Raw genomic sequence first — 10,108 nt, 5'->3', positions numbered from 1 at the left:
TAGAAAAAATTCTGGAGACGGAAGTATGATCGGACGCGATTGGCTGGGATATATCGGCTTTCTTACCAACAGGATATCTGAGGCGGAGGATGCCGATGACAAGTTACAGGACATTGAAGATTGTTTTGCAGCGATCAACACTCTTGCGGCCGATACCACGGCCAGCCCAGAAGATCGCAAGACCGCGTGTGAACTACAAGCCGCATTGTCTTCGCACGTTCGGCCCCACATCGGAGCGGCCATAGCCGCACTAGCAAAAATCGCAAACTCAGATGTCGCTGAGCCTGAGGAGAGGGACGAAGCAAGAAAATATCTTAAGCACGTAACAGAGAGACTGCGCGAACAGGGCAGTGACATTAGTCAATGGGTAAAGCCAGAAACCAACCGCCTCCAATAACCAAGCGTTCCCGTTTGATTCGTTCTTGTTGCACGACTTTCCGTGCACCACCGTCCGCATTTATTCGCTGGAACGACAAGGGGATTGATAAGGGAATTTTCCCTGGCCGCCGAGCAAGTCGTTGAAAAATAAGGTTTTTTGGCGGAGAGACAGGGATTCGAACCCTGGGTACGTTTTCACGCACACACGCTTTCCAAGCGTGCGCCTTAAGCCGCTCGGCCATCTCTCCGGCATGGGAGCGGTCGGTCGGAGCATAATGCCCTGGCAAGCCGCGCCCTTAACGAGCTGGAGCCGGGCGAACCGGCTCCGGGGAGCCTCATAACCCGAACCGGGGGCGTTGCTCAAGGGCAGGGGGCCTCCCGGGGGGGAGAAAAGATCACACGTCCATTTTCAGCGCGGCGAGGAAGGCGCTCTGCGGGATTTCCACCTTGCCGAACTGGCGCATGCGCTTTTTGCCCTCTTTCTGCTTCTCCAGAAGCTTGCGCTTGCGCGAGATGTCGCCGCCATAGCATTTCGCGGTGACGTCCTTGGAGAGGGCGGAAATCGTCTCGCGCGCCACCACGCGGCTGCCGATGGCGGCCTGGATGGCGATTTTGAACAGCTGCTTGGGGATCAGATCCTTCAGCTTGGCGCAGATCGCGCGGCCGCGATTCTCCGCCGCCGCGCGATGGGCGATGAAGGAGAGCGCGTCCACCGGCTCCTGGTTCACCAGGATGGAGATTTTCACCAGGTCGGCCTCGGCATAATCCTCGATCTGGTAGTCGAAGCTGGCATAGCCGCGGCTGATGGATTTCAGCCGGTCGTAGAAATCGAACACCACCTCGTTGAGCGGCAGGCGGTACACCGCCATCGCCCGGTTGCCGACATAAGTCAGGTCCACCTGCTGGCCGCGGCGCTCGGTGCACAGGGTCAGCACCGCGCCAAGATAATCGTCGGGCACCATGATGGTGGCGCGGATCCAGGGTTCCTCGATGCGGTCGATGACGCTGCCATCCGGCATGTCAGACGGGTTGTGCAGCAGCGCCATCTCGCCGTTGGTGCGGAAAATCTTGTACACGACCGAAGGGGCGGTCGCGATCAGATTGAGGTCGAATTCACGGCTGAGCCGCTCCTGGATGATTTCCAGATGCAGCAGGCCGAGGAAGCCGCAGCGGAAGCCGAAGCCGAGCGCCGCCGAGGTTTCCGCCTCGTAATGGAAGCTCGCATCGTTGAGCCGCAGCTTGGCCAGGGAGTCGCGCAGCTTCTCGAAATCGTCGGCATCCACCGGATACAGCCCGCACCACACCACCGGCACCGAGGGCTTGAAGCCGGGCAGGGGCTCGGCCGCCGGGCGGCGGTCGTCGGTGATCGTGTCGCCCACATTGCAGTCGGCGACGGTTTTGATGGCGGCGGTGATATAGCCCATCTCGCCGGGCCCGAGCGCCTCCACGGGGCGCATTTTCGGGGTGAAGACGCCAAGCTGCTCGACCGGGTGCACCGCGCCGGTGGACATCATACGGATTTTCTGGCCACGCCGCAGCACGCCGTTTTTGATGCGGACGAGAATCACCACGCCGAGATACTGGTCGTACCAGCTATCGATCAGCAGCGCGGAGAGTTCGGCGTCGGCGTCGCCTTTCGGCGGCGGCAGACGGGTGACCAGCGCCTCCAGAACGCCCTCGATGTTGAGGCCGGTCTTCGCGGAAATTTCCACCGCGTCCGAGGCGTCGATGCCGATCACGTCCTCGATCTGCTGCTTGACGCGCGGCACATCGGCGGCCGGCAGGTCGATCTTGTTGAGTACCGGCACGATCTCATGCCCGGCGTCGATTGCCTGGTACACGTTGGCCAGCGTCTGCGCCTCCACGCCCTGAGAGGCGTCCACCACCAGCAGCGAGCCTTCGCAGGCGGCGAGCGAACGGCTCACCTCATAGGCGAAGTCCACATGGCCGGGCGTGTCCATCAGGTTCAGCGTGTAGGTTTTGCCGTTCTGGGCCGGATAGGCGAGGCGCACGGTCTGCGCCTTGATGGTGATGCCGCGCTCCTTCTCGATGTCCATGCTGTCGAGGACCTGTTCGGTCATCTCGCGGGCCGTGAGGCCGCCGCAATATTGGATCAGCCGGTCGGCCAGAGTGGATTTCCCGTGGTCGATATGGGCGATGATGGAAAAGTTGCGGATCAGGTCGATGGGCGTGTCGGTCATGGGGGAGACATACGCAGAATCGGCCCAAAGGTGAACAGGTCGCCGGCCGCCGGCCGCCGAAACCGTCCGGGAAAGCGAAAGGGGCGGCCCGAGGCCGCCCCTTCATGCGTGCGCCAAGGCGTCATTAATGGACGAGACTTGGCACCATGTCGTTCTGAATGATCGCGGCGGCAGCCAGGGTCGCGTCGGAGGCCAGGGCCATGGGGGTGCCGTCGGCGGCGTGAATGGCGAAAGCCGGGCCGGTCTCGGTCATCACGGGTTTGACGAAGGCGATCTCTTCCATGCCAAGCGCGGCCAGCTGAGCAACGGTGATGTGATGAATGTCGATCACCGTGCCAGGGACGAAATTGGCGCTGCCATCATGCGTTTTCACGTTCATTGCACAATCCTTTCAGGCCGAACCCGCTTCTAAAGCCGGATTTTGGCCACAGCGTGTCAAAAATATGGACACTCGATCGTTCAGCCCTCGGAGATTTGCGACTCTCCATCTACCGTGCGAGTCGGCGCCACAGAAGTTTTGGCCTGGCCGCGCGAGATCGGGATGGTTTTGACGACCGGCTGAGGGACCGGCCGAACCAGATCGACGTGCAGCAAGCCGTTATCGAGCCACGCCCCCTTCACCTCGATTCCCTCGGCGATCACAAAAGCGCGCTGAAACTGCCGGGAGGCGATCCCCCGATGCAGGAATACGCGCCCGTGCGCGTCGTCGGTCTGGCGGCCCCGGATCACCAGCTGGTTGTCTTCCAGCGTGATCTGCAGATCGTCCATCGAGAAGCCGGCCACCGCCAGGGTGATCCGCAGCGAAATGGGGCTGAGCTGCTCGATATTGTAGGGCGGATAGCCGTCCGACGAATTTTTCGCGGCACGTTCGATCATCTGTTCGAGATGGTCGAAGCCCAGGAACAAAGGCGAAGTAAAAACACGTGTGTTCATCTCTTTCAGGCTCCCCCGGATGAGCGAAGCAAGTCATGGACCCCGAAGGCATCCGTGACATACATTGTCATAAGCATCGCTCATTGCAAGCCCTAATAGACTGATACACCGCCGGTTTTCCCGCCGCGTCCCGCCGCGTGAAGCGCGCATGGCTGGGTTTCTTGCGCCGCAATGACCGAGCGGTAATTCGGTCCCGCGAACCCAGGCGCGGAATTTCAATCGGCAGCGGTTTTCCTTGTGGTAAATTCATCTTCCGGGATCTACGTGACGGTGAAGGCGCCGCCCCGGTGCCGGGCGGGCGGTGTCATGCGTTTCGCCGGGCCGGGCCGGTTCCAGAGACGCAAAGATTGCTCTAGAGGCGTGGCATGTCAGTTGCAGAAATCGAAACCCCGTTATTGCCCATTCGCATCGTGCCGGACCCGGTGTTGCGCAAAATGGCGCGGGCCGTCACGCCGGCGGATATGGACGAGGTGCGGGCGCTGATCCCGACGATGTTCGCCACCATGTATGCGGCGCCGGGCATCGGCCTCGCGGCCCCGCAGATCGGCCGTCTGCTCCGGCTGGTGGTGATCGATCTGGCGCCGGAAAAGGTGCCGACGCCGCTCGTGCTGATCAACCCGGAGGTGGTCGCCGCCTCGGAAGAAACGGCGACCGCCGAGGAAGGCTGCCTGTCCGTGCCCGAACAATATGCCGAGGTGACCCGCCCGGCGCGGGTGAAGGTCCGTTACCTGGACGAGCATGGCGATAAAAAGGAAATCGAGGGCGAGGGGCTGCTGGCCGCCTGCCTGCAGCATGAGATCGACCATCTGAACGGCGTGCTGTTCGTCGATTATCTCTCGGCGCTGAAGCGCAACATGCTGCTCCGCCGGCTCGCCAAGGACCAGAAGGGGAAGGCCGCGCGCAAGTGAAGCTCGCTTTCATGGGCTCGCCGGAATTTTCGGTCCCGGCGCTCAAAGCTTTGGTGGCGGCGGGGCATGAGGTGGCGGTGGTATATGCGCAGCCGCCGAAGCCGGCGCATCGCGGCCAGAAGGAAACGCCGTGCCCGGTGCACCAGGCGGCATTGGAGTTGGGCTTGCCGGTCCGCACGCCGAAGCGGTTGCGCCGGAATGAGGAAGAAGCGGCGTTTTTCCGTTCCCTTGGCCTCGATGCCGCGGTGGTCGCGGCCTACGGCCTGATCCTGCCCAAGGACATTCTTGAGGCGCCGCGCCGCGGCTGCCTCAACATCCATGCCAGCCTGCTGCCGCGCTGGCGCGGCGCCGCGCCGATCCAGGCGGCGATTTTGGCCGGCGATGCGCAAACCGGCATCACCATCATGCAGATGGATGAGGGACTGGATACCGGCGCCATGAGGCTGCGTGAGGCGATTCCGATCGGGCCGCACGATACCGCCGCCGACCTGCACGACCGGCTTGCCGACATCGGCAGCCGCCTGATCCTCCGCGCCCTGGAGGAGAACCCGGCCGCCGTGCCGCAGGACGACGCGCTTTCCACCTATGCGCCGAAACTTTCCCGCGAGGATGCGCGACTCAATTTCACCAGGCCGGCGGCCGAGCTGGAGCGCCAGATCCGCGCCTTCACGCCCTGGCCGGGCTCCCTGGCCTTGCTTGGCGACGTGGTGCTGAAAATCCTCGCCGCTGAAATCGTGCCAGGCGCGCCAGACGCGATTCCGGGAGAAATCCTCGACGACCAGCTCACCATCGCCTGTGGCGAGGGGGCGCTGCGGCCGACCCGGTTGCAGCGGGCCGGCAAGGCGGCGATGAGCGCGGCGGATTTTCTGCGCGGCTTTTCGCTCCCCGCCGGGGCGCGGTTCTTCTGATGGGCGACGCGCCCCAGCTGATCAGCTGGGCCCTGGAAGTGGAGTATGACGGCACCGGCTTCATGGGCTGGCAGCGTCAGAAGCACGGGCTCGCCATTCAGCAGGTTGTCGAGGAGGCGGCGGCGAAAATCTGCGGCGGGCTCACGCCGCAGGCCACCGCGTCCGGCCGCACCGATGCCGGGGTGCACGCGCTGGGGCAGGTCGTGCAGATCGACCTGCCGGAATTTCCGCCGCACCGTATCCGTGAGGCGCTGAATTACCACATGAAGCCGCACCCGGTGGTGGTGCTGCGCGCCGGCCTTGCGCCGGACGGGTGGAATGCCCGGTTTTCCGCCATTTCCCGGACCTATCGCTATGTGATCTCCAACCGCCCGGCGCCGCCGGCGGTCGAGGCCAGGCGCGTCTGGCATGTGAATCGCCGGCTGGACGAGGCGGCCATGCAGCGCGCCGCCAACCTGCTGCTTGGCCATCATGATTTCTCCTCGTTCCGCGCCTCCGCCTGCCAGGCCAAATCGCCGATGCGCACGCTCGACGAACTCACCGTCACGCGGCAGGAGGAGCGGCTGATCGTCCACGCCAAGGCGCGCAGCTTTCTGCACCATCAGGTCCGCAACATGGTCGGCTCGCTGAAAATGGTAGGGGAGGGAAGCTGGCCCGAATCCCGCGTGCAAGACGCGCTGGAAGCGAAAAACCGCGCCATGGCCGGCCCCACTGCCCCGGCGGACGGGCTGTATCTGGTCAGCATTGGTTACGAACCGGCGCTTCTTTTCACTTGACCGTCCCGGCCGTTGGGCTGAGCATGGAAGCAAGGAAGGCTTCTTTTTTGAAAAAAAGAAGCAAAAAACTTTTTTAAACTTGGGCCGTGCTGGTTTTGCCGCCTCGGGCCCAAAGTAACAAAAGTTTTTGCGCCGCTTTTTTCAAAAAGCGGCCGCTTTCTTGAGTTGCCTACGCTCACGCCAAAAAAAATCTGGAGGAAAATCAAAAATGAACGTTACGACCAGGATCGCCCCTGTGGGGATGGATGAGGCCGAGTGGAACATACGCTGCGACCTGGCGGCCTTGTACCGGCTGGTGGCGCATTACCGCATGACGGACTTCATCTATACCCATATCAGCGCCCGGCTGCCGGGACCGGAAAATCATTTTCTGATCAACCAGTATGGCGTGCTGTTCGAGGACATGCGGGCGTCCGACCTGGTGAAAATCGACCTCGACGGCAATATCGTGGACCAGGACCGGGACGGCTCGAAAATCATCAACCCGGCCGGCTTCACCATCCATTCCGCGGTCCACTCCGCCCGGCATGATCTGCGCTTCATCATCCATACCCATACCGCCGCCGGCATCGCCGTGGCCGCGCAGGAGCAGGGGCTGCTGCCGATCTCGCAGCATGCGATGAAATTTTATGGCAAGCTCTCTTACCATAAATATGAGGGCATCGCGCTGGACGAGGATGAGTGCCCGCGCCTGGTCGCCGATCTCGGCCCCACCAACAAGGCGATGATCCTCGTGAATCACGGCCTGCTGGTGGGCGGCAATAACGCCCCCGACGCGTTCCTGCAGATCTATTACCTGGAGCGCTCCTGCCAGGCGCAGGTGGCGGCACTCTCCGGCGGCTCGAAGCTGATCATCCCGTCCGAAGAGGTCTGCCGCCACGCCGCCGCCCAGCACGAACGACCGGAGCCGCTGCGCAGCGCGCACCTGGAAATGGTCTGGGCCGCCGCCTGCCGCCAGATCGAACGCTCGCCGATCGATTACCGCAGTTAGAAAAAAGCGAAGGAAGCGCTACTTTTTGTGAACAAAAAGTAGCAAAAAAACTTTGTGACTCTGGGCCGTGCTGGTTTCGCCGCCACCGGCCCAGTTTCAAAAAAGTTTTTGGTGCCGCTTTTTTTAAAAAGCGGCTTCTTTCTTGCCTTGGTGTTCCGGGCTTGATCCGGAGCGGAATTTGAGGCGACTCGGGTTCGCTTGCCAGGAATCGCCCATGCCGCACCAGAATTTCGTTCATCTTCGGGTTCACTCCGCTTATTCGCTCTCCGAAGGGGCGATCAAGCCGGACAAGATTGCGGCTTTGGCGCGGGAGCTGAAAATGCCGGCGGTGGCGATCACCGACAGCTCCAACATGTTCGGCGCGCTGGAATTCTCGCAATATTGCACCAAGGAGGGCGTGCAGCCGATCATCGGCTGCCAGCTCGGCCTGGCGCGGCCGGGGCTGACCCTGCCGCCGGACCCGGTGGTGCTGTTGGCGCAGAACGCGGCGGGGTTCGCCAATCTGCAAAAACTGTCTTCCGCGAGTTTCCTGCAGGGCGATGCCGTGACGGTGCCGCAAATTCCGCTGCGGACCTTGTTCGACCATGCCGAAGGCTTGTTCCTGCTCACCGGCGGCGCCGGCGGGCCGATCGGCCGGCTGCTGGCCGAGGGGCTGTTCGACGAGGCCGGCCGCTATCTGGCCGAACTGGCCGAGGCGTTTCCTGACCGCATCGCCATGGAATTACAGCGCCATGGCGTGCCGGTGGAAGGCGCCATCGAGCCGGGCATGATCACGCTGGCGGATGCGCGCAACGTGCCCCTGGTGGCGACCAATGAGGCGTATTTCGCCAAATCCTCGATGCACGAGGCGCATGACGCGCTGCTTTGCATTGCCGAGGGGCGGGTGCTGGCGGAGCAGGAGCGCAGGCGCGTGACCGCAGAGCATTGGTTCAAGCCGGCCGAGGCGATGCGCGAATTGTTCGCCGACCTGCCGGAAGCCTGCGACAACACGCTCGCCATCGCCCGTTTCTGCGCGGTGATGGCCGAGGCGCGCAAGCCGCTTTTGCCGATCTGCCCGAAAGTGCGCCCCGGCACCACCGAGGCGGAAACCGTGCAGGCCATGGCCGAGGAAGGATTGCGTGCGCGGCTGGCGGCGGAGGGCCTCGCGGAGGCTGAGCAGGCGCCTTATTGGCAGCGGCTGGAATTCGAGCTCGGCATCATCGTGCAGATGGGCTTTCCCGGCTACTTCCTCATCGTGGCGGATTTCATCCAATGGGCCAAGGACCACGACATTCCGGTCGGGCCGGGGCGCGGTTCGGGCGCGGGCTCGCTGGTTGCCTGGGCGCTGCGCATCACCGATCTCAACCCGCTGCGCTACGGCTTGCTGTTCGAGCGCTTCCTGAATCCCGAGCGCGTGTCGATGCCGGACTTCGACATCGATTTCTGCCAGGAACGGCGCGACGAGGTCATCAACTACGTTCTCAAGGAATATGGCGCGGAGCGCGTCGCGCAGATCATCACCTTCGGTAAATTGCAGGCGCGCGCCGCGGTGCGCGACGTCGGCCGCGTGCTGGGGCTGCCCTACGGCCAGGTGAACAAGGTGGCGGAGCTGATCCCCAACAACCCGGCCAAGCCGGTGACGTTGAGCCAGGCGATCGAGGGCGAGGTGAAATTGCGCGAGCTGCGCGATTCCGACGAAGGCCTGGCGCGCCTCATGGAAATCGCTTTGCAGCTTGAAGGGCTGTATCGCCATGCCAGCACCCATGCCGCCGGCGTGGTGATCGGCGACCGGCCGCTCGACCAGCTCGTGCCGCTTTACAAAGATCCGCGCTCGGACCTGCTGGTGACGCAATTCTCGATGAAATATGTCGAGCAGGCCGGGCTGGTGAAATTCGACTTTCTGGGTCTCACCACGCTCACCATCATCGACCGCGCGCTCGGCTTCCTGCGCGCGCAGGGCATCGACGTGGATATTTCGAAAATCCCGCTCGACGACAAGAAAACTTACGAGATGATCTCGCGCGGCGACACCGGCGGCGTGTTCACCTTCGAAACCACGATCTATCGCAGCGCGCTCCAGCAATTGCGCCCCGACCGGTTTGAGGATCTCATCGCCATTCAGGCGCTGAACCGCCCGGGGCCGATGGCCAACATTCCGGATTATTGCGCGCGTAAGCGCGGCGCGGCCTGGACCGCGCCCGACGCGGCGATTCACGAGATTCTCGAGGAAACATACGGCATCATCATCTATCAGGAACAAGTGATGCAGATTGCCCAGGTGATGGCGGGCTACACGCTCGCCGGCGCCGACCTGCTGCGCCGCGCCATGGGCAAGAAGATCCGCGCGGAGATGGACGCGCAGCGCAAGATTTTCTGCGAGGGCGCGTTGAAGCTTGGCCATACCGAGGAAAAGGCCAACGAGATTTTCGACCTCATGGCTAAGTTCGCCGACTATGGCTTCAACAAATCGCACGCCGCGGCGTACGCGCTGGTTTCGTACCAGACCGCTTATCTGCGCGCGAATTATCCCGTCGCTTTGCTCGCCGCCTGCATGTCGCTGTCCATCGCCAATACCGACAAGCTGGCGATTCTGCGCGGCGAGGCGATCCGCCTTGGCATCAAGGTGTTGCCGCCGGACGTGAACAAATCCGAGGCGGATTTCCGGCCGGAACAACAGGAGGATGGCAGCTACGCCATTCGCTACGCGCTGGGGGCGGTCAAGCGAGTCGGCATCGCGGCGATGCAGGAGCTGGTGAAGGCGCGGGGCGCGCGTCTGTTCAAGGACCTCTCGGACTTCGCCGCGCGCATCGATCCAAAATCGCTCACCCGCGGGCAGATCGAAATTCTCGCCAAGGCCGGCGCGTTCGACACCGTGGTGCCCAACCGCGCCCAGGTTTTTGCCGCTGCGGAAACGATCGTGCGCCTGGCGCAGTCCTTGGCCGAGGAGCGCAGCTCTGGGCAGATCGGCCTGTTCGGCGGCGGCGCGCCGGAGCCGGTGCGGCTGCCCAACACGCCGGATTGGCCGGATGTGGAC

At 63.0% G+C, this 10,108-nt stretch carries 9 protein-coding genes and 1 tRNA gene; 6 read left to right on the top strand and 4 right to left on the bottom strand.

The features are described from left to right. Positions 1-397: hypothetical protein (locus VNC39_RS06295; RefSeq protein ID WP_325397293.1), on the top strand; the 397-nt coding region annotated here is incomplete at its 5' end. Positions 398-536: 139 nt separating this feature from the next. Here the strand turns inward: VNC39_RS06295 and VNC39_RS06290 are convergent. From VNC39_RS06290 to VNC39_RS06275, 4 genes are all read right to left on the bottom strand, one after another. Next, positions 537-626: transfer RNA gene (locus tag VNC39_RS06290), tRNA-Ser, on the bottom strand. A gap of 147 nt (positions 627-773) precedes the next feature. Then, a complete protein-coding gene (gene lepA / locus VNC39_RS06285) occupies positions 774-2,579 on the bottom strand; it encodes a translation elongation factor 4 (RefSeq protein ID WP_325397291.1) in 1,806 nt (601 codons plus the stop codon). A 124-nt stretch (positions 2,580-2,703) separates the two neighbouring features. Then, positions 2,704-2,958, bottom strand: a complete 255-nt coding sequence (locus tag VNC39_RS06280) for a DUF1150 family protein (RefSeq protein ID WP_325397289.1) — start codon at positions 2,956-2,958, stop codon at positions 2,704-2,706. Between the two features lie 80 nt (positions 2,959-3,038). Further along, complete coding sequence (locus VNC39_RS06275; RefSeq protein ID WP_325397287.1) at positions 3,039-3,512, bottom strand: Hsp20 family protein; 474 nt, start codon at positions 3,510-3,512, stop codon at positions 3,039-3,041. 365 nt (positions 3,513-3,877) lie between these two features. Between VNC39_RS06275 and def the strand changes: the two genes are divergently transcribed. From def to dnaE, 5 genes are all read left to right on the top strand, one after another. Further along, positions 3,878-4,420 (top strand): peptide deformylase, encoded by a 543-nt coding sequence (def, locus tag VNC39_RS06270; protein ID WP_325397285.1) that lies wholly within the window; start codon positions 3,878-3,880, stop codon positions 4,418-4,420. Further along, positions 4,417-5,328: a methionyl-tRNA formyltransferase gene (gene fmt, locus VNC39_RS06265; protein WP_325397283.1), complete on the top strand. Its 912-nt coding sequence runs from the start codon at positions 4,417-4,419 to the stop codon at positions 5,326-5,328. The genes def and fmt overlap by 4 nt, the downstream gene beginning before the upstream one ends. Before the next feature lie 17 nt (positions 5,329-5,345). After that, positions 5,346-6,104, top strand: coding sequence for a tRNA pseudouridine(38-40) synthase TruA (truA, locus tag VNC39_RS06260; protein ID WP_325397295.1), 759 nt, complete (start codon positions 5,346-5,348; stop codon positions 6,102-6,104). 208 nt (positions 6,105-6,312) lie between these two features. After that, a complete protein-coding gene (locus VNC39_RS06255) occupies positions 6,313-7,095 on the top strand; it encodes a class II aldolase/adducin family protein (RefSeq protein ID WP_325397281.1) in 783 nt (260 codons plus the stop codon). Between the two features lie 214 nt (positions 7,096-7,309). After that, positions 7,310-10,108: DNA polymerase III subunit alpha (dnaE, locus tag VNC39_RS06250; protein WP_325397279.1), on the top strand; the 2,799-nt coding region annotated here is incomplete at its 3' end.

Source organism: Acidocella sp., assembly GCF_035535915.1.
Classification (GTDB): domain Bacteria; phylum Pseudomonadota; class Alphaproteobacteria; order Acetobacterales; family Acetobacteraceae; genus Acidocella.
The sequence above is the reverse complement of the archived record's forward strand: the minus strand, read 5'-3'. Positions and strand labels throughout refer to the sequence as shown.

Coding starts and splice junctions, on each gene's coding strand:
- lepA (WP_325397291.1), bottom strand. CDS start 2,579: ATGACCGACACGCCCATCGACCTGATCCGCAACTTTTCCATCATCGCC.
- VNC39_RS06280 (WP_325397289.1), bottom strand. CDS start 2,958: ATGAACGTGAAAACGCATGATGGCAGCGCCAATTTCGTCCCTGGCACG.
- VNC39_RS06275 (WP_325397287.1), bottom strand. CDS start 3,512: ATGAACACACGTGTTTTTACTTCGCCTTTGTTCCTGGGCTTCGACCAT.
- def (WP_325397285.1), top strand. CDS start 3,878: ATGTCAGTTGCAGAAATCGAAACCCCGTTATTGCCCATTCGCATCGTG.
- VNC39_RS06255 (WP_325397281.1), top strand. CDS start 6,313: ATGAACGTTACGACCAGGATCGCCCCTGTGGGGATGGATGAGGCCGAG.